The sequence below is a fragment of the Candidatus Poriferisodalis sp. genome, assembly GCF_965203655.1.
GTDB lineage: Bacteria > Actinomycetota > Acidimicrobiia > Acidimicrobiales > Poriferisodalaceae > Poriferisodalis.
This window is the reverse complement of sequence record NZ_CBDBDD010000006.1, coordinates 122,167-141,343: the sequence shown is the minus strand read 5'-3', so window position 1 is coordinate 141,343 and position 19,177 is coordinate 122,167. Positions and strand designations below refer to the sequence as shown.

Genomic DNA, 19,177 nt, shown 5'->3' with positions numbered 1-19,177 from the left:
TGGGACGGAGCCGAAGTTGCCGATGGCGGGAGGCCACGCCGTGACCAGTCCGAACCACGAACAGCGGATTCGCAACGCCTGGATCGGCCGCATCAGCGGCTGCATGCTCGGCAAGCCCGTCGAGCTGCTCTCGATGCGCCAAGGTCCAGCAGCACTCAGCGACTACCTCGCCCAGGCGGGCGCACTGCCGCTGCGCGACTACGTGCCGCTGCTGCCGGGCGCCCCGTCTGCCGTCGAACGCAACGCCGACGCCTGCAAGGACCGCCTCATCGCAGCCGTGCCCGACGACGACATCAACTACACGGTCCTGTCGCTGATGCTGATGGAAGAGCACGGCACTGGCTTCACCACCGAGGACGTGGCCCGGGCCTGGTTCCGCCTGCTGCCCGGCGGCCTCACCTTCACTGCCGAGCGGGCCGCCTACGCCGTGCTGATGGCCAAGGCCTCCACGCCATTCGCTTTCGGCCAGCCCGCCGGCTTCGACCTCGACGAGTGCAGCGACAACGAGTTCAACGACTGGATCGGCGCACAGATCCGCGCCGACATGTACGGCTGGGTGGCACCCGGCGATCCCGCCCTGGCAGCCGAACTCGCCGCCCGCGACGCCCGCCTGTCCCACCGCGGCGAGGGTGTTTACGGCGCCCAAGCCGTCGCTGCGATCGGCGCAGCCATCCCGTCCAGCCCGACCGTGCTGGCTGCGATCGAAACCGCCATGGAGCTGCTGCCGGCCGACTCGGCATGCGTCGCGTCCATGGCGCTCGGCATCCGCTGCGCCACCTCAGGCGACGGCCCGGCGCCGATCCACGCGGCCTATGACGGCATGTCGCCGGTGCACACGGTGAACAATCTGGCACTGGTCACATGGGGCCTCCTTTCCGGCGATCACGACTTCTCGACCGCCATAGGCGACACCGTCGCAGCGGGGTGTGACACCGACTGCAACGGCGCCACCGTCGGTGCCCTGTGGGGCCTGACCGGCCGCCCGATCCCCGCGCACTGGCCCGACGCCTGGGACGGTCGCGTGCAGGTCACGCTGGCTGGTGTCGGTGAACTCGCCCTCGACGACCTCGTCACCCGAACCGTCAGCGTTTGCAGTTGAGCGGCTGCCTGCGGAGCTCGGCGCGCCTTGCGCGGCGCCCGTGCGACGCGCCTAGAGATCGAGTCCGATGGCCGCGACCGGTGTCGTCATCTGCATCTGCGGCGGCGAACCCATGAGCGGACCGAACGCAGCCATCGCCTCCTGCATGGCAGGGGTCTGGCCGTGGTGCTGCATCGACTCCGCATCGCTCATCAGCGCGAAGAACCAGAACGTGTTGCCCTCGCCCCGGTGGTACGAGTAGATCTCCACGCCCGGCTCGTCGCGGGCGGCCTCGACCATCGAAGCCAGCACGGCCTCCATCTCGTCGGCCTTGCCGTCCTGGCAGTCGAAGCTGCCGATCACCGTTGCCTTGCCCATGGCCGTGCTCCTCGCTAGTTCGGGGTTGTCGCCGGCTGAGTCTGCCTGAGCGCCGTCGTCAGGCGCGCCAAGCAGACGGATCGGCGTCTTCGGGCAGTACTGCGAACACCACCGTGGCGCCGTCGGGGATGAACCGCGACTTGTGGCCCTGGCCGTCCAAGTCGTCGGCCAGCAGGGCATCGCCGGTGCCGATGTGGCGCACCGTCCCGTCGCCGACCTCGACTTCAAGTTCACCGCCGAGAGGGATGACCAGCTGCCGGCGCGGAGCATTGTGGAAATCCATGTCGAGTGCTGGCTGGCCAGTGCGGAAGAAGACACCGTCGATCTGCAGCAGCGGTGTCTCGTCGCCCCGCTCACCTCGAGTCGTGGCGATCTGCAGATCCTCGAACGTGGTCCGGCCGTCGGCGCCGGTGCGCATCCAGGTGATCTTCATGGGCGAATGCTCCTGATCTGGTCGCCGTCCGTCTGACGCTGGCCGACCGTGCTGGTCATCGAACGGCGCCCCTCAGCCGCCGGCCCACAGGGGCGGCGTGGGCATTGGGCCGCGAGCTGCCTCGTACGCCGCTGCCAGCGACAGCGACAACGTCTCGTCGCCGCCCCGGCACATGAACTGGATCGAGGTCGGCAAGCCGCCCCCCGGTCCGGCCGGTGACACGCCCGTCGGCACGGTCGTCGAGCACAGCGCCAGGAAGTTGCCGGCCCGGGTGAACAGCGCCGGGGTGTTCGTCTCGTCGGCCTCGTCGACGGGCAGCGGCAGCATCGGCGTGGTGGGCGTCACCATTGCGTCGAAGCCTTCGAACGCCTCGGCGAACTCGGCCAGGTCGATGCGGCGCTGCATCATCGCCGCGATGTACTCGCTGGCAGAGATGCCGGCCCCCGGCAGCACCCTGGCCCGCACCCGCTCGTCCACTTTCGAAGCCGGATTCTCCATCATCTCGCCGTAGTGGTGGTACGACTCGGCGGTCACGATCACGAAGCGGGTGTTCTTCATCTCCTCGAACGACGTCGGCGGGTCGAAGGGCACCACCTCGGCACCCAGCCCGGCCAGCACCTCGAGCGCAGCGTCGTAGGCGGCGAGCTGCGCAGCATCCACCCCGGCACGCTCGGCATCGCTCAGGCAGCCGATGCGCCGCCCGCCCAGACCGCCCTCGATTGCCGCCCGCATTGCCCCGTAGCGACCGCGACCGGCCAGCCAGGCCCGCTCAACCTCGGCTGGCGGCGTGCCCAGCATGGCGTCGAACATGAGCGCTGCGTCCAGCACCGATCGGGTCAGCGGCCCCGGCGTGTCCAGCGTGTGCGACAGGGGAACGATGCCGTCGATCGGCAGCAGGCCCTCGGTGGTCTTGAGCCCGACGATCCCGCACAGTGCCGCCGGCAGCCGCACCGACCCGCCCGTGTCGGTCCCTACAGCGCACGGCGCCATGCCCGCAGCCACCGCCGCACCCGACCCAGACGACGAGCCGCCCGGCGTGCGCAGCACATTCCGATCCCACGGGTTCCACGGCGTGCCCATGTGCTGGTTGGTGCCCCAGCCGCCCATGGCGAATTCGACCGTCTTGGTCTTGCCCAGCAGGATTCCGCCCGCATCCAACAGTCGCTGCGCAACCGTGCCCGTCGCCGGCGAGACCCGGTCGGCCCACTCGGCCGATCCCGCCGTGGTCACCCGGCCTTCCACGTCCACGATGTCCTTCAGCGCGAACGGCACCCCGAAGAACGGCCCCAGCGACGCTCCCGAGTCCCGCGCCGCCGCCACCGCCGCCTCGGCAGCCCCAGCCGCCGCCCGGGCATCGTCCGCATACACCGCCTGCCAGGCCCCGACCCGCCCGTCCAGCGACGCAACCGCCGTCAGGCATTCCTCGGTCGCCTCCACCGGCGACCGGGACCCATCCCGGTAGCCCGCCGCCAATTCAGCAATCGTCGACGTCACGCTGTCCCCAACTTTCCGACCTCATCGCAGCGAGCAGTCTCGCGCCCCGGCCAGTCCCCTCACGCCCGGAAGCTGCCGCGGCGGCCGCCGGGGTTCTCGCGAGGTCCGTAGTAGCCGAAGGTCCAGCCGGGCAGTTGTTCCCACTCGATGCGCCCCACCGCCTCCGCATAGCGCTCGGTCGCAGCGATCAGGGCGTCCTCGGCGGCGTAGTCGAACGGATCCTGCAGCCGGGTCGCGGCGCCGTCGTCGCCGGGAAGGTTCTCCGCCTGCCATCGCACTGTCCGCCGCAGCCCCTCCTCGGGGTCCACCTTGTCTCGATAGCCGAGCTGCCGGCGGATCTTCTCGGTGCTGAGGATCGAGTGCGCCGACGAGTGGTTGAGCAGGAACGGTCCGCCGGTCGCGGCCAGCTCCCCGGGCACCGAGACAAGCTCGAACGGGTTGCCGAGTTCATGGCCGACGATCTGCGCAATCTGCCCGTACGTGAACTGCCGATCGTCGCCCACGTTGTAGATCTCGCCCGCCGAGCCGTCGATGTGATCCACCGCGAGCAGCACCGCGGAGGTGGCGTTCTCGACGAACGCCGACGTGGCGACGGTGAGCCCGCCGTCGGGCACGATGATCTGGCGCCGGCCGTCGAGCGCACGCTTGACCAGCGTCCACTCCCGCGGCAGCACCTGGTTGGGGCCGTAGATGTACGGGTAGCGGAAGTGCGTCGCATCGGGGTGCAGCGAGAACGTCAGCTCCTCGGACTCGGCCATCTTGAGCGGCTTGGGCCCCGAGCGCTCGTCGCCGACCAGCCGAGCGTCCTCACCTGTCGGGACGGCCATCCCTTCGGGAAACTCAACAGCGGGCTCCGCATATCCGCTGTACACCGGCACGCCGCCAATGGAGATGAGGCGGGGAGTCCGGCCGACGAGCACCTTGGCGATTGACCGCAGCCGGCCGTACATCGCAAAGACCACATCGAAGTTGCGGCCCTCGATCGACGACCGGAAGGCGTCCTCGTCGAAGGGATCGGTGTGGATGTGCTCGAGATGGTCGGGGATGGTGTCGACCTCATGGCGTCCGGTGTGCAGGATCGTCACGGTGTGACCACGGTCGACCAGACCGTTCACAATGTGGGGCCCGGTCGGCCCCGTCCCCCCGATGACGAGGATGTCCATCCCTGCTCCCGTCGCACGTAGTCCGGACGCCGCCTGAACCGGGTCCACCGGCAGGACAGCGTGCCATCCTCGCGCAGCCCGCACGCGTGCCACCAGCCGACTCCGCTGTTGAGCGCGGCTGCTGGCGCAGGGGTCGCGGACGCCGGCTTCTCGGTTGAACAGTGGCCGGGCGGCGAGTCGGGACGGTGGGTTAGGTTCGGCGCTGGCGTGGCGCATTGACGAGGGGGATTGCGATGGCCGATGAGATGGACAGCCATGAGCTCGACAAGATGCGGGGGCTGACGTTCCTGTGGGTGCTGGTGCTGGTTGGCGGCATGGCGCTGATGTTCGCCCTGACCCAGTGGGGCCTGCTCGACGACGTCCCGATGAGCGAGGTCACGGCCATTGCCGTAGGTGCCGGCAACGGCGTCGGCATTGTCGCATTCGGCGGGTGGAATGCCATCGGCATCGTGGCCATCGGAGGCGCGAACTCCATCGGGGTTATCTCGATCGGCGGGCTCAACAGTCTCGGCGTGATCTCGTTCGGGGGATTGAGCTCGGGTGGCCTCATCACCTTTGGCGGCTTCAACTCCTTCGGCGTCATCCGGGGCACGCGGTTCCTCGCGTGGTCGCCGCTCAAGATGCGCGGAGGCAAACCCTGCTGAGATTGAGGCGCTGCGGGCCCAAGGAATAGTGCTGTGACGGAGGCACTGGCAGAGCCCGATCTGCGCATCGACGGGCGCACCGGCGCAGTGCTGGCCGAGCACGCCGCCTGGAACGAAGAGCACCGTCACCTCTCCGAGCAGTCGATCTCGGCGTTGCGCGATTCGGGCGCGTTGCGGCTGCTGGTGCCCGAACGGGTCGGCGGCGACGAGCTGACGCTCGCCGACATGGTGGCCAACGTGCGCGAGGCGGCTCTGTCCGACGGCGCCGCAGCCTGGGTGCTGATGGTGCTGGTCGGCCATAGCTGGATGATCGGCTCGATGAGCGAAGACCTCCAAGACGAGGTGTACGGGGCCGATCTCGACGCGATCGTGCCGGGTTCGCTGGCCCCGGTCGGCTCGGCCACCGAGTGCGATGGCGGCTGGCTCGTTGACGGGCGCTGGCCGTTCACGAGCGGCGCGGTGTGGGGCGACTGGTTCCTGCTGGGCTCGCAGGTGCTCGAGCCGGGGGAGCGGCCGCGCCTGATCCACGTGGTTGTGCCCCGCGCCGACATCGAAGTCGACGACAACTGGTATGCGATCGGCCTGCGCGGCACCGGCTCGTGCGATGTCACCGCCGAGCAGGCCTTCGTGCCCACCCACCGCATGCTCGACTCCGGGGAGCTGCTCGGCGCCCGCTCGCCTTGGTCAGCCCGCCACCGCACATCGCTGTACCACACGCCGATCCTGCCTGGTCTCTCGGTGCATGTCGCGGCCACCGCCCTCGGGCTCGCCCGGGCCGGGCTGGACGATGCCGCCGACCGTTTCGGCGTTCAGGACGATCGCTACATGGGCACGGCCAAGTCGCGCCGGCCCGGGCTGCACATGCGCCTCGCCGAGGCCAACACCGAGGTGCGCTCCGCGGAGATGCTCATCGCCGACACGATCGGCCTCTTGCGCCAAGCCGCCGAGGGCGACGACTCCAAGGCGCTGCGGGCTCACGCCAAGTACCAGGGCAGCTACGCCATCGAGCTGTGCCGCCGGGCACTCGACCGGGTCACCACGGCCGCCGGCGGGCGGGCAGTCTTCGACGGCAGCCGCCTGCAGCAGGCCTTCCGGGACGTCACGATGGCCTCCCAGCACCAGGTCGCCGATCTCGACACAGTCGGCGAGGCCTACGGCCGCACCCGCCTCGGCATGGACCCCGGCCCCCACCCGCTGTAAGCAGAAAACTTCATGTTGTCTGGCAGTATGTGCCGCGGAGACATAGCAGCGCAGTGCAAGGGAACACGATGAAGATGCGACCCACGCAAAGGCGGTCAAGGCGGCCGCTGCTCGCGCCGTTCATCGCCGCAGCAGTCCTCGCCATCAGCGCGTGCGGTGGTTCGTCCGACCAAGAAGTGATCGCAGGCAGCCAGGCCGACGGTCTGGCCGACGTAGACCGACCGGATCCATCCGAGCTCAGCGCCCGGGAACTCGTGCTAGCGGCCATGAACGCCGAACACACCGAATCCAGCCGAGTCCGTACCACCACCGACGCGGGTGGCGCCGAGGGCGGGGCGCAGGAGGAGTACTCCGAGATCGACGAGCACGGCAACACGCGCACGATCACGCATATTGGGGTGGGATTGGACGACCCTGAAGCGCAGGCCTCCGTCGAGATGCTCATGGTTGATGATGTCGTGTACGCCCGGGTCAGCATGCCCGAGGAGCTGTACGACGACGTTCCCGAGGAGCTGCTCGACGAGTTGGGCATCGAGTTTCCCGACGGCTGGCTGACGATGGGCCGTGAAACGATGGAGTTGCTGGGCCTCAACTGCGGCCCTCTAGTGCCGGTTTCGGGGCCTGACAGCGACGAGTGTGTGCCGCCGAACGATCTCTCCGAGATGACGGACTTCGTACTCGAGGCCACCATCGTCGGCCGCGAGACTGTGCGCGGCGTCGAGACGATCAGGGTTCGGTCCGCGCTCGACTTCAAGTCGCTCATGGAAGAGGCCCTCGGCGAAGCCGTCGATGGCGGCTTGATGGCACTGGCGCTCGCATCGATGCCCAGTGAGGTGCCCATCGAGATGTGGGTTGACGATGATCTCCGGACACATCGCATGAGCATGGAACTCACGCTGAACTTCGAAGCGTTGGGTGAAGCGTTCGGGGAAGAGATCGACGAGACACCGACGGTGGTCATTGTGGGGGACTTCTACGACTTCGGCGCCGACATCACCATCGAGGCACCGCCCGCGGACGAGATCGTCGGTGAATTCGGTGAGTGGCTCGACGACTTGGGATTCGCGGACTTCCTCGAGGATCGGATGTCCGATCCGATCTCCACGACATAGCTGTCAGCGCCGGCACGGGCTCAAACATGTGACCAAGTGCGGGAATGACCAACTGAGATACTGGCCGCAGGCCGGTTCGTGTCCGCGGTGCCCAACAGCCGGCACCGTCGCTCCGGCAAGGAGATGATGAATGTGAAGGCTCGTTGGGCGAGATGTGCCGCGGGACTAGTGGCGCTGGTGCTCGCAGCCGCGGCGTGCGGTGCCGGCACCGACAATGACGAGACAGCCGACGATGTCGTCACGGCAGCGACGGTTGCCGCCACAGAGGCGCCTGCAACCACCGCGGCAGCCACTACGGCACCGCCGACCACCGTCGCGGAATTGCCGGCAGATGCCATGGAATTGCTGGTGCAGGCATTCGAGAACAGCGCCGAGCGGTCGGTGCGCGGCGACATGCAGATGGACATGGGCGAGCTGGCCACTGTCGCAATGCACTTCGAGAGCGACGGCCAGCAGAACTTCTCGATGACGATGAATTTCGACGAGATGATGGGCGCTGGAGGTCCCGCCGGATTCGGGTTTGAGATTCGGTTCGTCGACGGTGTCCAATACCTGCAATTCGTGGTGCCCGAGGAGCTGCGAGCACTGGTCGGCGACGAGCTGCCCGAGGGGTGGTTCACCCTTGACGCAGAAACTGCCGCGGCGATGGGGATTGTGTGCCCGTCCGCATTGCCGGGGGAGACACCGGTGGATGGGGCGTGCCGCCTGCCGAATGACTACACGAATCAGATCGAGTTCGTCACTGGCGCGGAGATCATCGGCAAGGAGCTCATCGACGGCCGCTCGACGACCCACCTCCGCTCCACCCTCGATTTCGCAGCGATGACCGAAGAGTTCGTGACGGAGCCCGAGGGCGCAGACGGCTCGCTTCCCTTCGTCGGCGACATGTTCTCCGGCGAGATCACCTACGACATCTGGATTGACCAATACGGCCTGACCCGTCGCATCAGCGTCGACGTGGGCCCGCTCGTGGAGGAGCTCATGGGTGACCTCGACGAATCCGAGACCGAGGGCATGGAGGAGGAGCTTGCGGGCTTGTTCGACATCTCCAACGTGATGAATTTCTATGACTACGACGCGGACATCACGATCGAGGCGCCGCCGCCGGATGAGATAGAGGGCGACTTCGGCGATCTGATGGGAGCGGGATTCGGCGCCGGCTGACGGACGTTGTTCGTTGCAGCGGTGCGCCCGAACGTCGTGTAGCCGGCGCGTGTCAGACTGCCGCGTAAACAGCAGTCCAAACGGGGAGCAGCGATGTCGGCAGATTCGGGGATCGTTCTGGAGACTGTGCGGGTGGACGGCGATGGGCCGGTGCGCCACTTGGTGCTGAACCGGCCCGAGGTTCACAACGCCGTCAACTCCCAGCTGATCGCCGACGTTCACGCTGCGTGCTTGGCGCTGGATGCCGACCCGAGCGTGCGGGTGGTGATCGTGCGCGGCGAGGGCCGCAGCCTGTCCTCGGGTGCCGATCTCAAGCAGCGGCGGGGCACCAGCCTCGACGCCATGCTCGGCTCCAAGGCGGGCGCCCGCATGTACGACACGCTGATGAATCTCAACGCGATCACGATCTGCCTCTGCCACGGCTACATGATCGGCGGGGGAGGGGTGCTGCCGGCCGCGTGCGACTTCCGCATCGGCAGCCCGTCGATGAGCCTGACGCTCAACGAGGTCAGCATCGGCTTCAACCTCACTTGGCACTCGGTGCCGGCGCTGGTGAACCTGGTGGGGCCGCATCGTGCCAAGGAGATGCTGATCCTCGGGCGCACCTACGGCATGGAAGAGCTCGACGGTTGGGGCTTCTTCACCGAGACCGTGTCCGGCGATGACGAACTGGTGCCCGCCGCCGAGCGCCTGGCCGCAGCCGTCGTGAACCAGCCGCCGGTGCCGGTCACGTCTTCGAAGGCGTCGATCAACGCGCAGGCGATGCCGCTGGGACGGGCCATCAACCACCTCGACCACGTGGCCGTCGGCTACATGGGCAAGAGCGAGAGCTCCCGCACGGCCGTGCGCAGCTACTTCGACCGCGACGATCCCGACGCCCGCACCTGGTCTGACGACTGAGCAGGGCGATGGCTGGGTCCGGGAGCGCTGAGTCTGACGGCGTCGAACCGGACGGTCTTGGACCTGACGACTCGTCACCGGTTGACCCAGGTTCGAATGCCGGCGGGCCGAGCCGGCGCGACAGAGGCTGGCCGAACCAGCGCACCCTGCTGCTGTACCTGGTGGGCGGGCTGCTGATCGCGGCGATCCCCGTCGTCGTGGCGCGCTTCGTCGACCAGCCCGCCGGCGACACCTACACCATCGACATACCGCCGGGGACGGCCGCCGCGATCGCGGCCGGCGAGGACGTGGAGGTCATTCCCGACGAACTGGGCCTCACGCTTCGGGACGTGCTGATCATCGTGAACCGTGACTCGGTGGCGCACACCATCGGCCCGTTCGAGATAGGACCCGGCGAGCAATCCGAGCACTCGTTCAACGAGGTGGCTGCCATCAGCGCCTATTGCTCGCTGCACCCCTCCGGCAGCATCAGCATCTCCATCGGCGAGTAAACCCGGGACGGGGATCGTCAATGCATAGCCGTATGAATATGGCAGTTATTGGGGTATAGATGTGAAAATGACGGGTTGTCGGGGGGGGGGGGGTATGTGATAACAATGGCCGCTCGTGACGGGCCCGTCTAGCTCTCGCGGCGGCTCTTCAGGCGCTCGTGCTGATGCGGTCTGACCGCCCGTGCGCAGTCGTCCGGGTAGGGGCGGCAGTCGGCGCAGTCGCTCTGGCGGTTGCGGCGTTCTCTGTGGCATTCGTGGCGCCCGCGGGCGCCCAACCGGACGACGACTTGGCCGACGACCTGGCCGAGATCAGCCTGATGTACCCGATCCACAATGGCTTTCAGGTGTACTGGCACCCGCCGTACAAGAGCGGCGTCACCGACTACGACATCGAGTGGCGCGAATACGACGACAGCAGCTCGACGTGGGGCCAGTGGCATGAGAGGGATCACACAGGAACAGCCACATACACGCTGCTGACCGGCTTGACAGCACGAAGGAAATACCAGGTTCGAGTTCGCTATTGGATCGGCGGTCGATACAGCCCTTGGACGACATCAGCAGGGCACGGTCTCAACACGGCATGGGCTCAGAACTATGAGGACAGAGGCTTGCCCGACCCGCCTGTCTGGCCGACGATCACCCAGAGCGCTGGACGACTCACCGTGTCGTGGGTCGATCCCGGCACCGGCAACAACTCCGTGGACATCACGGGCTATCGGGTGCAGTGGAGCACCCCCTCGGAGGAATTCGCAGGTCCGCTGCTGCCCGCGACGGCAACGTCGTACGACATCCCCGGCCTGGTTGCCAACACCGAGTACCACGTGGCTGTCACCGCGTGTGCTGCTGACGACGGGAGATGGACGCATTCTCCCAATGCGAGGGTGAAGAACGCGCCGCAGACTCCTCCACGCTCCTCGTTGCCTACTCTCACGCTGTCTGCCAGCCCTGCGTCGGTGACCGAGGGTCCTGACGCGAAGGTCACGGTGACTGCCCGGCTCGACAACGCGGCCACTCCCTCGAGCGCCGGAGGCATGGAGGTGACTTTGATTGCCGCCGCGGGCAGTACCGCTACGGCCACCGACGACTACACGCTCCCCGCTGCCTTCACGATCGACTGGTGCCACGCCTCTGCCGACGCCGAGATCGCCATCGTCGACGACGACATCGTCGAGGGCCAGGAGCTTGCGAATCTGGGGGCCAGCACGACGCCGAGCGGCACAACGGTCAACGGCACCTCGATCACCATTGACGACGACGATCCGAATGATCGGGTGATCAACAATCCGCCTGATGATGATCCGCCTGATGACAACCCGCCTGATGACGATCTGCTTGGTGGTGATCCGGATGACACCACGGAGCGTGACGTGTCGACGACGCGTGTGGGCGGTCCTGATCGCACGACGACATCGGTGGATGTAGCGGAGGAATATCGCAGGCGGATCGAGGCGTCGGGCGGCGAGGTGGACACCGTCATCGTGGCGACGAGCCGGAAGTTCCCTGATGGGCTCGCGGCATCCTCGTTGGCGGGCACGGTGCATGCACCGATCCTGCTCACTGATCGAGATCGGCTCTCAGAGGAAGTAGCAAGCTTCATTGAGCGCCACTCGATCTCGCGCGTGTACATCATGGGCGGGCATGAAGCGGTGTCGTTCGGCGTCGAGCGGTCCTTGGAGGCGCTCGAACCGGTCGAATCGCTCATCCGTCTCGGCGGTGTTGACCGCTACGAGACCTCGATGCTGATCGCTCGCGAGGTCGGTGTCCCGCGTCACTTCTGCAACAGAACCTGGCGCACAGTGCTGCTGGCAACGGGCACGAAGTTCCCCGACGCGCTTGCAGCCGCCCCTGTCGCCGCGGTCGGCCCCCACCCGCTGCTGCTGACGCGGCCCGACGCTCTGCCGCCCAGCGTTCGGGATCATCTGCGCAGCTATGCGGGATACGGCTGGATTGATGAGGTGCTCGTTGTCGGAGGGCAGGATGCCATTTCCTCCGATGTCGTCCGGGCCATCGTCGACATGGGCGTGCGTGTCACCCGCGTCGGTGGGGCCGACCGCTACGAGACGGCGACCCTGCTCGCCGAGCATGTGGTGTTTCCCGCGTCGCCCGCCCCGGATCGCTGCCTCGGCAACGGTCATCTCGGCGTGGCCATCGGCACGACGTTCGCGGACGCTCTGGTGGCCGGTCCGCTGCTCGCGTTCGTGCAGGGCCCGACCCTGCTGGTGGAGCCAGCAGATCAGATTCCCGCAGCCGTCGCGGCGTACCTGCCGAGGTTCGTGCACGACTCAGACTCGCTCGAGCTGCTCGCTATCGGCGGCCCTGCCGTGCTCACCGATCGCCTCATAGAGCGCTTGAAGGCCCGCGCCACGAGATGACTGCCTCGCCCTCGGAGCGCAGCTGCTCGAGCATCTGCGATTCCCAAGCCTCATCGAGGATCCGATCTCCACGACGTAGGCGATTTTGGCGACACGATGGGGGCCGGAATGAGAGCCGGCTGACACGAGGGCAGCGATGTCGTTGCCAGTCAACGATGCGCTGTGCAGCGGTTTCACCAAAACATGGTCAGAATGGGCCGATGAGATTGCGCACAGGCACGGTGGGCGCAGCCGCAGTGCTGCTGGTGGTGGCACTGCTGGCCCTGCCTGCCGCTGCACAACGCCCGGACGGGCCGGTGCTCGCCGTCAAGGATCGCTGGACCGCGCTCGCAGACATCGGGTTCCCGGCCGCGTTCACTGCCGTGTCGGCCGGCTTTGACCATTCGTGCGGGCTGCGTCCCGGTGGTGAGGTGGTTTGCTGGGGCGACGACGAGTTCGGCCAGCTTGACGCGCCGGAGGGTTCGTTCACGGCCGTGTCCGTCGGCAGCCATTCGTGCGGGTTGCGCCCGGACGGTGAGGTGGTCTGCTGGGGCCGCAACTACTTCGGGCAGCTTGACGCGCCGGAGGGTTCGTTCACTGCTGTCGCTGTCGGCAGTGTCCATTCGTGCGGGTTGCGCGTCGGTGGTGAGGTGGTTTGCTGGGGCGACAACCAGGGCGGCCAGCTTGACGCGCCGGAGGGTTTGTTCGTTGCTGTTGCCGCCGGCGATTTCCATTCGTGCGGAATTCGCGCCGGTGGCGCGATTCTCTGCTGGGGTGACGATGAGTTCGGGTCACTTGATGCGCCCGCGGGTTCGTTCACCGCGATCTCTGCTGGCCTGCTCCATTCGTGCGCCGTGCGCTCCAACGGCGAGGTGGCCTGCTGGGGTGCCGACCACGGCGGGCCGCTTGACGTGCCGGAAGGCTCGTTCATCGCAGTGTCTGTGGGCCTCGACTTTTCGTGTGGGCTGCGTCTCGGTGGAGAGGTCGTCTGCTGGGGCGTCTGGGTTGACGGCGATCGGCATGTGCCGGATGGATTGTTCACCGCGGTATCCGCCGGCTTCGACCATGTCTGCGGGGTCCGCGTCGGTGGGGAGGTCGTCTGCTGGGGCTCCCGTTACGACGGCCAGCTTGAGGTGCCAGGGGGTCCGTTCGAGATCCTGGCCACTGGCTCACAGCATTCGTGCGGGCTGCGCCACGGCGGGGAGGTTGTCTGCTGGGGTGACGACGAGTTTGGACAGCTTGACGTGCCGACAGGTCGGTTCGCCGCCGTGGCCGTCGGCGAGCACCATTCGTGCGCGGTGCGCATCGACGGCGAGGCCGTGTGCTGGGGCGAGAGCCGCTACGCGCAGCTCGATACGCCCGACGGCGCCTTCGCCGCGGTATCCGCTGACGGTTTTCATTCGTGCGGGTTGCGTCCCAGCGGCGAGATTGCCTGTTGGGGCGCTTCTTGGCACGGTCGGCTTGACGCGCCGGAGGGTGCGTTCGCCGCCGTAGCTGCGGGTGACGATCATTCGTGCGCCGTGCGCGCCAGCGGCGAGATTGTCTGCTGGGGCGACAACGAAGACGGCCAGCTTGACGCGCCGGAGGGTGTGTTCGTTGCTGTCGCCGCCGGCTTCAACCATTCGTGCGGTGTGCGCGCTGATGGCGATGTGGTTTGCTGGGGCGACGACGGGTTCGGCCAGCTTGACGCGCCAGCGGGCTCGTTTACCGCCGTGGTAGCTGACTTCGGCTATTCGTGTGGATTGCGCGTTAGCGGGGAGGTCGCTTGCTGGGGCAGGAACGACGCTGGCCAGCTTGACGCGCCGGAGGGTTCGTTCACTGCAGTCGCCTCTGGCTCCAACTACTCGTGCGGGCTACGCGCCGATGGCGACATTGTCTGCTGGGGCTACTGGCAGTCGGACCCGAGGATTGCGCCGACACCGCTATGGGAGTGATAAACGCAAGCGACGCTGCTTGCGTGGGTCGCCGCGTGAAACAAGGCACCGTTCGCAGACATGAACTGCTGAGAGACTGGACCATGAGCCGGATGAATCGCTCACAGCTGATCGCCACGCGGCCAGTGCGGGAAGGCAGACGCTCAGTTTCGTTGCTCACCCAGCGGTCACCCCGAAAGAGCTGGTCCCTCAAGAAGGCTTCTGCGGGCTTGGTCGGGGGCGTCTTGCTTCTTGCCGCGGCATGCGGCACCGGCACCGGCCAAGACGAGGCAGTCGGCGAAGTTGCCGACCAGGCATCGGTCGCGGTCACCGAGGTGCCTGCAACGGCCACAGTGCCATCCACCACTAAGGCGCCGCTCACGGCGGTGCCGACGACCACCGCGGCACCGCCCACACCCACCACAGTGCCGCCCGTCAGCACGGCACCGCCGACGACCGCGGCTGCACTTCCGACCGATGCAACGGAACTGCTCCGAACCGCATTTGAGAACAGTGCCACCCGGTCTGTCCGCGGTGAGATGCACATGAACATGAGCATTCTGTTCAGTGTGTCCGCCGAGTTTTGGAGTGACGGCAGCGGGAACTTCTCGATGGTGATGAGCTTCGACCAGATGCTGGATGAGGATGCGACCGGTTTCGGCTTCGAGATGCGGTTCGTCGAGGGTGCCGCCTACGTGTCATTGGCGGTCCCCGAGGAGATGCGAGATCTCGCTGACGATGCGATGCCCCAAGGCTGGTTCACACTCGATGCCGCGACTGCCGCCGAGATGGGCATCGTGTGCCCGTCGCCGCTTCTTGGCGCTACGCCGAATGACGGCTTGTGCCGGCTGCCCAACGACAACCTGTACCTGATCGAGCATGTACAGAGCGCCGAGATCGTCGGCGAAGCCGACATCAGCGGCATTGCGACGACGCAGGTGCGTGCCACCTTGAACTACGCCGCTGCTCTTGAGGACTACGTTGCTGAGCCAGCGGGTGGTGACGGCTCGATCCCGTTCGTGGGAGACATGTTGCCCGGCGAGGTCACCTACGACATCTGGATCGACCGTGACGGACTGACGAGGCGGATGAGCATCGACATCGGCTCGCTCATGCGAGACATGCTCGACAACCTGGACGATCCCGAAGTTGAGGACGCCCAGGAGGAGATTGACGACTTTCTTGAGCTCCTCCTGTCTGATGTATCCAACGTCCTCAACTTCTACGACTACGGCGCTGACATCACTATCGAGGCACCGCCGGCGGACGAGATCGTCGGCGAATTTGGCGATCTGATGGGATCCGACTTCGGCGAGGCTTCAGCCACCGCTCCGGAAGACGGGAACTCGTAGCGGCGTGTCGGACTGCCTCGTGGACGGCAGCGGAACGGGGGAGCGGGCATGTCGCTGGAGTCGTTGGAACTGGAGACCGTGCGGGTGGACGGCGATGGGCCGGGCGATCAATCACCTCGACCACGTGGCTGTCGGATACATGGGCAAGAGCGAGAGCTCCCGCGTGGCCGCTTATGCCTCGTTGCAAGCTGGTAGGGCCTCATCGGCGAACTGCACGACCGCATCCTCGGGCCGGCCCATGCGCAGCGCCGCAGTGTTGATCAGCAGTCGCTGCACACCGTGGTCGCGGTACACCTCGAGCCCTTCAAGCCCCTCGCGGTGGTAGTTCCAGTACGCCGTCAGCGCCAGCTCGGCCGGGTCGCGCCCCTGCCGGTCGCACTCGGCGCGCATTTCGCCGATCAGGCGCTTGAAGTCGTCGAGATCCTTGTGGATCACATACCAGCCGTCGCCCCGCGCCACCAAGCGTCGGATGGCCGGCGGGGTCGTGCCGCCGATGAGCAGCGGCATGCGGGGCCGCTGGGCCGGCGTCGGCAGCATGGAGAATCCCGTCCAGTCCAGGAACTCGCCCCGGAAGTCCACATCCTCGCCGGTCCACGCGGCGGTCATGGCGTCGATGTACTCGTCGGCCCGGGCGCCCCGGCGGTCGAACGGCACGCCGAGCGCGTCGAACTCCTCTTCCAGCCAGCCCACGCCGATGCCGAGCTCCAGCCGCCCGTCCGACAGGTGGTCGAGCGATGACGCCTGCTTGGCGAAGTACAGGGCGTTGGCCTGGGTGACGATGTTGACGCCGGTACCGAGCCGCAACCGCTCGGTGGCCCCGGCGACGAAGGTCAGCGCGATGAACGGGTCGGTGAAGCCAGCGTCCGTTGGGAGGCCCAGCTTGCCGCTGGGGTTGTACGGGTACCGGCTCTCGTAGTCGTGCGGCACGATCACGTGCTCGAACGTCCACACCGATTCGTAGCCGAGCTCCTCGAGCTGCTGGGCGAACGACCGCAAGTACCCGGGGTCGAGGTAGGCAGCCGAGTTGATGGGGGTGATGCCGACGTGCATCTGCGGGACTGTACGCAACACCCGCAGCAAGTGCCGGTGGCCCCGCTGGCGGCTTCGCCGGCCCGATCTGCCGGCTATCCCATTCCGCTTGCCGAGCCACTAGCCCGCCGAGCTCGCCCAGCCTGCCGGGCCAGGTTCCGCGCAGTCGTGCATGCAGCGGCCCGGTGCGCCAAGCTGTTGCGGTGCCTGGGGGGAGATCGCCGTGAGCGACGCTGTGTTCTCGGTGCAGCGCGCCTCCGCGTACACGCGTGCCGACCAGGAGCGCGTCCAGCGGCGCACGGTCGTGGTGCTCATCGCCAGCCAGGCCGCCGGCGGCTTCGGCCTCGTGGCCACCTACATCGTGAGCGCCCTGCTGGCCGAGGACATCACCGGCAGCTCCACGCTGGCCACGATCGCCGCGAGCAGCCTGTCCATCGGCTCGGCCTCGGTCGCCGCGCCGATGTCGAAGCTGATGAACAAGTACGGCCGCCGCTCGGGCCTGCGCTTCGGGTACCTGGTGGGCGCGGGCGGCGCCACGCTGGCGGTGCTGGGGGCGATCCTGCTCAGCTACCCGCTGCTGTGCCTGGGCGTGTTCGGCGCCGGCGCTGGCAACGCCGCCAATCTGGCAACCCGCTACGCCGCGTCGGACCTGGCGCAGGAGAACCGGCGAGCCAGCACCATCAGCATGATCGTGTGGGCCACCACGTTCGGTTCGTACACCGGCTCGGTGGTGTCGGGCTACGCGAGCGAAGTCGGCGTCTCGCTGGGCCTGCCCGACAAGACCGGTTCCTACGTGTTCGCCGGCGTGATGTTCCTGCTGGCAGCGGCGATCGTGGAGATCTTCCTGCGCCCCGACCCGCTGCACATGGCCAATGAGCTGGCGGCCGAGGGCGTCGCCAACGGCACGCAGAAGGCCCAGGCCAGGCCGACGGTACGCGAGGCAGTCTCGCTGATCATGCAGCAGAGCCAGGCCCGCCTCGCCGTGTTCGCCATGATCGTCTCCCAGGTGACGATGGTGGGGGTGATGGCGCTCACTCCGCTGCACATGAACGCGGGCGATCAGTCCCAGAACGTCATCGGCCACATGATGGGCTTCCACATCCTGGGCATGTACCTGCTGTCGCCGCTCATCGGCCGGCTCACCGACTCGGTCGGCAAGTACCCGATGCTGTATGTCGCTGGCGGGCTATGTACCTGGGGCGCGTGGTGGGCGGCGGTGACGCCGCCCGCGGGCGTGCTCGGCGTGTTCATGGGCAATTTCCTGATCGGACTGGGCTGGTGCTTCGGCGTGGTGGCGGCGTCGAGCCTGCTGGTGGAGCTGTACCCGATCCATCAGCGGGTGTCGGTGCAGGGCGTGGGCGATTTCGCCATGCTCGGCGCCGGTGCGTTGGCGGGGCTCAGCTCGGGCGCGCTGTACGAGACGTTCCAGTACCGCGGTGTGAACTACGCGAATGCGCTGTTCGGCGTGGCGCTGGTGCTGGTGACGTTCTTCACCTACGCCGGCGTGCGACGGGCGATGCGCCGACCCCGCCGCCAGCAGCCCGCAGTCGCCGTCGGCGGCTGAGCCACAGCGCCGCCGGGGCGCCGCTCGTCCAGGGGTTGCTGGACGGAATGCTCTTGCAAGGCCGACCGGGGCGCGCAGTGCGCGGCTTCGCTCGCTAGGGCGCGGTGAAGGTGAAGGTGCGCTCGCCGTTCAGGACAACCTCGAACGTCTCGCCCGAGATGAACCCGTCGTCGAGGTGGACCATGGCGTCGAGTTCCAGATCTCGCTCGGAGCAGTCCTGCGCCCACGGCACCGGTGCCGGCACCCATGCCGTCACGGCGACCTCGAAGCGGCTGCCGTTGCGCACGGCTTCCTCCCTGCCGATGTGGTAGCAGCCGTCCTCGCTCGAGGTCACGAACGCAACCCGCAGGTACCCGCTGCGCTGGCTGCCGGTTGAGCCCTCCCAGATCATTCCCACATCGGTGGCGTGCACTGGCGCTTCGACTCGGTCGGGGTCGGTCGGGCTCCAGCCGTCGGGCGCCAGCTCTGGCGGCGGCTCCACCATCACGAGCGTCATGTCGACTCGGCGCGGGTTGCCCCGGGTGATCACGTCGTACGCGGTGTCGTTCGTGAACGCCATCCGACCGTCGCCCTCGGTGATCGTGGCCGAGACTGAGTAGACGTTGCGGTCGTCGATCTCGTCGCTGACGTAGCGCAGGTCGAAATCGATGGGCACCTGGCCGGGACTGCTGATGATCTGCTCGGCGATGAGCACTGAGGCTGCATCGGCGAGGGACGTGTCGCGCAGCTGCACCGTCACGACGGCGTCGGGCGTCAGCGCGATGCGCTCGCGGTAGGTGATCGTGCCGCGCACCGACGCGTCGGCGCCCGGCGGTGCTGGGGTGACGATCTCGGTGGTGTCGTCGTAGTAACCGCATGCACTGACGATGAGCGCGACGCAGGCGACCGGCATCGCTGATCGGAGTGCG

Annotated in this window: 17 protein-coding genes; 11 read left to right on the top strand and 6 right to left on the bottom strand. The window is 67.4% G+C overall.

What is annotated here, in order from left to right; genetic code table 11:
• The first annotated feature begins 40 nt into the window (after positions 1-40).
• Entirely contained in the window at positions 41-1,099 is a 1,059-nt protein-coding gene (locus ACOGW9_RS06605) for an ADP-ribosylglycohydrolase family protein (protein WP_419909560.1), read from the top strand.
• A 51-nt stretch (positions 1,100-1,150) separates the two neighbouring features.
• Here the strand turns inward: ACOGW9_RS06605 and ACOGW9_RS06600 are convergent, their stop codons facing one another.
• From ACOGW9_RS06600 to ACOGW9_RS06585, 4 genes are all read right to left on the bottom strand, one after another.
• Positions 1,151-1,456, bottom strand: coding sequence for a putative quinol monooxygenase (locus tag ACOGW9_RS06600; RefSeq protein ID WP_419909558.1), 306 nt, complete (start codon positions 1,454-1,456; stop codon positions 1,151-1,153).
• A 58-nt stretch (positions 1,457-1,514) separates the two neighbouring features.
• Complete coding sequence (locus ACOGW9_RS06595; protein ID WP_419909556.1) at positions 1,515-1,889, bottom strand: hypothetical protein; 375 nt, start codon at positions 1,887-1,889, stop codon at positions 1,515-1,517.
• Between the two features lie 72 nt (positions 1,890-1,961).
• Entirely contained in the window at positions 1,962-3,383 is a 1,422-nt protein-coding gene (locus ACOGW9_RS06590) for an amidase (RefSeq protein WP_419909554.1), read from the bottom strand.
• A 59-nt stretch (positions 3,384-3,442) separates the two neighbouring features.
• Positions 3,443-4,546 (bottom strand): epimerase, encoded by a 1,104-nt coding sequence (locus tag ACOGW9_RS06585; RefSeq protein ID WP_419909552.1) that lies wholly within the window; start codon positions 4,544-4,546, stop codon positions 3,443-3,445.
• Between the two features lie 233 nt (positions 4,547-4,779).
• Here ACOGW9_RS06585 and ACOGW9_RS06580 point away from each other — a divergent pair, with 233 nt between their 5' ends.
• From ACOGW9_RS06580 to ACOGW9_RS06540, 9 genes are all read left to right on the top strand, one after another.
• On the top strand, positions 4,780-5,190 hold the full coding sequence (locus ACOGW9_RS06580; RefSeq protein WP_419909550.1) for a hypothetical protein: 411 nt from the start codon (positions 4,780-4,782) through the stop codon (positions 5,188-5,190).
• Positions 5,191-5,223: 33 nt separating this feature from the next.
• The gene (locus tag ACOGW9_RS06575; protein WP_419909549.1) at positions 5,224-6,390 is read left to right on the top strand and encodes an acyl-CoA dehydrogenase family protein; all 1,167 of its coding nucleotides are present in this window, start codon (positions 5,224-5,226) and stop codon (positions 6,388-6,390) included.
• Positions 6,391-6,458: 68 nt separating this feature from the next.
• A complete protein-coding gene (locus ACOGW9_RS06570) occupies positions 6,459-7,502 on the top strand; it encodes a hypothetical protein (RefSeq protein WP_419909548.1) in 1,044 nt (347 codons plus the stop codon).
• Between the two features lie 78 nt (positions 7,503-7,580).
• Complete coding sequence (locus tag ACOGW9_RS06565) at positions 7,581-8,666, top strand: hypothetical protein (RefSeq protein ID WP_419909547.1); 1,086 nt, start codon at positions 7,581-7,583, stop codon at positions 8,664-8,666.
• Between the two features lie 93 nt (positions 8,667-8,759).
• Positions 8,760-9,566 (top strand): enoyl-CoA hydratase/isomerase family protein, encoded by an 807-nt coding sequence (locus ACOGW9_RS06560; RefSeq protein ID WP_419909546.1) that lies wholly within the window; start codon positions 8,760-8,762, stop codon positions 9,564-9,566.
• An 8-nt stretch (positions 9,567-9,574) separates the two neighbouring features.
• Positions 9,575-10,057, top strand: a complete 483-nt coding sequence (locus ACOGW9_RS06555) for a hypothetical protein (protein WP_419909544.1) — start codon at positions 9,575-9,577, stop codon at positions 10,055-10,057.
• Positions 10,058-10,221: 164 nt separating this feature from the next.
• A complete protein-coding gene (locus tag ACOGW9_RS06550; RefSeq protein WP_419909542.1) occupies positions 10,222-12,432 on the top strand; it encodes a cell wall-binding repeat-containing protein in 2,211 nt (736 codons plus the stop codon).
• 200 nt (positions 12,433-12,632) lie between these two features.
• Positions 12,633-14,345, top strand: coding sequence for a hypothetical protein (locus tag ACOGW9_RS06545; protein WP_419909540.1), 1,713 nt, complete (start codon positions 12,633-12,635; stop codon positions 14,343-14,345).
• Positions 14,346-14,437: 92 nt separating this feature from the next.
• Positions 14,438-15,676: a hypothetical protein gene (locus ACOGW9_RS06540; RefSeq protein ID WP_419909537.1), complete on the top strand. Its 1,239-nt coding sequence runs from the start codon at positions 14,438-14,440 to the stop codon at positions 15,674-15,676.
• A gap of 171 nt (positions 15,677-15,847) precedes the next feature.
• Here ACOGW9_RS06540 and ACOGW9_RS06535 read toward each other — a convergent pair whose 3' ends face one another.
• Complete coding sequence (locus ACOGW9_RS06535) at positions 15,848-16,726, bottom strand: LLM class F420-dependent oxidoreductase (RefSeq protein WP_419909535.1); 879 nt, start codon at positions 16,724-16,726, stop codon at positions 15,848-15,850.
• 202 nt (positions 16,727-16,928) lie between these two features.
• Between ACOGW9_RS06535 and ACOGW9_RS06530 the strand changes: the two genes are divergently transcribed.
• Positions 16,929-18,269 (top strand): MFS transporter, encoded by a 1,341-nt coding sequence (locus ACOGW9_RS06530; RefSeq protein WP_419909533.1) that lies wholly within the window; start codon positions 16,929-16,931, stop codon positions 18,267-18,269.
• 94 nt (positions 18,270-18,363) lie between these two features.
• Here ACOGW9_RS06530 and ACOGW9_RS06525 read toward each other — a convergent pair whose 3' ends face one another.
• Positions 18,364-19,161 carry a YbaY family lipoprotein gene (locus ACOGW9_RS06525; RefSeq protein ID WP_419909531.1) on the bottom strand — a complete coding sequence of 266 codons (798 nt, stop codon included), beginning with the start codon at positions 19,159-19,161 and terminating at the stop codon, positions 18,364-18,366.
• Positions 19,162-19,177: the final 16 nt, after the last annotated feature.

What these genes read in the sequence shown, in the direction of transcription:
- ACOGW9_RS06600 (WP_419909558.1), bottom strand. Translation starts at nt 1,456, where the DNA reads ATGGGCAAGGCAACGGTGATCGGCAGCTTCGACTGCCAGGACGGCAAG.
- ACOGW9_RS06595 (WP_419909556.1), bottom strand. Translation starts at nt 1,889, where the DNA reads ATGAAGATCACCTGGATGCGCACCGGCGCCGACGGCCGGACCACGTTC.
- ACOGW9_RS06585 (WP_419909552.1), bottom strand. Translation starts at nt 4,546, where the DNA reads ATGGACATCCTCGTCATCGGGGGGACGGGGCCGACCGGGCCCCACATT.
- ACOGW9_RS06580 (WP_419909550.1), top strand. Translation starts at nt 4,780, where the DNA reads ATGGCCGATGAGATGGACAGCCATGAGCTCGACAAGATGCGGGGGCTG.
- ACOGW9_RS06570 (WP_419909548.1), top strand. Translation starts at nt 6,459, where the DNA reads ATGAAGATGCGACCCACGCAAAGGCGGTCAAGGCGGCCGCTGCTCGCG.
- ACOGW9_RS06560 (WP_419909546.1), top strand. Translation starts at nt 8,760, where the DNA reads ATGTCGGCAGATTCGGGGATCGTTCTGGAGACTGTGCGGGTGGACGGC.
- ACOGW9_RS06555 (WP_419909544.1), top strand. Translation starts at nt 9,575, where the DNA reads ATGGCTGGGTCCGGGAGCGCTGAGTCTGACGGCGTCGAACCGGACGGT.
- ACOGW9_RS06550 (WP_419909542.1), top strand. Translation starts at nt 10,222, where the DNA reads ATGCGGTCTGACCGCCCGTGCGCAGTCGTCCGGGTAGGGGCGGCAGTC.
- ACOGW9_RS06545 (WP_419909540.1), top strand. Translation starts at nt 12,633, where the DNA reads ATGAGATTGCGCACAGGCACGGTGGGCGCAGCCGCAGTGCTGCTGGTG.
- ACOGW9_RS06540 (WP_419909537.1), top strand. Translation starts at nt 14,438, where the DNA reads ATGAATCGCTCACAGCTGATCGCCACGCGGCCAGTGCGGGAAGGCAGA.
- ACOGW9_RS06535 (WP_419909535.1), bottom strand. Translation starts at nt 16,726, where the DNA reads ATGCACGTCGGCATCACCCCCATCAACTCGGCTGCCTACCTCGACCCC.
- ACOGW9_RS06525 (WP_419909531.1), bottom strand. Translation starts at nt 19,161, where the DNA reads ATGCCGGTCGCCTGCGTCGCGCTCATCGTCAGTGCATGCGGTTACTAC.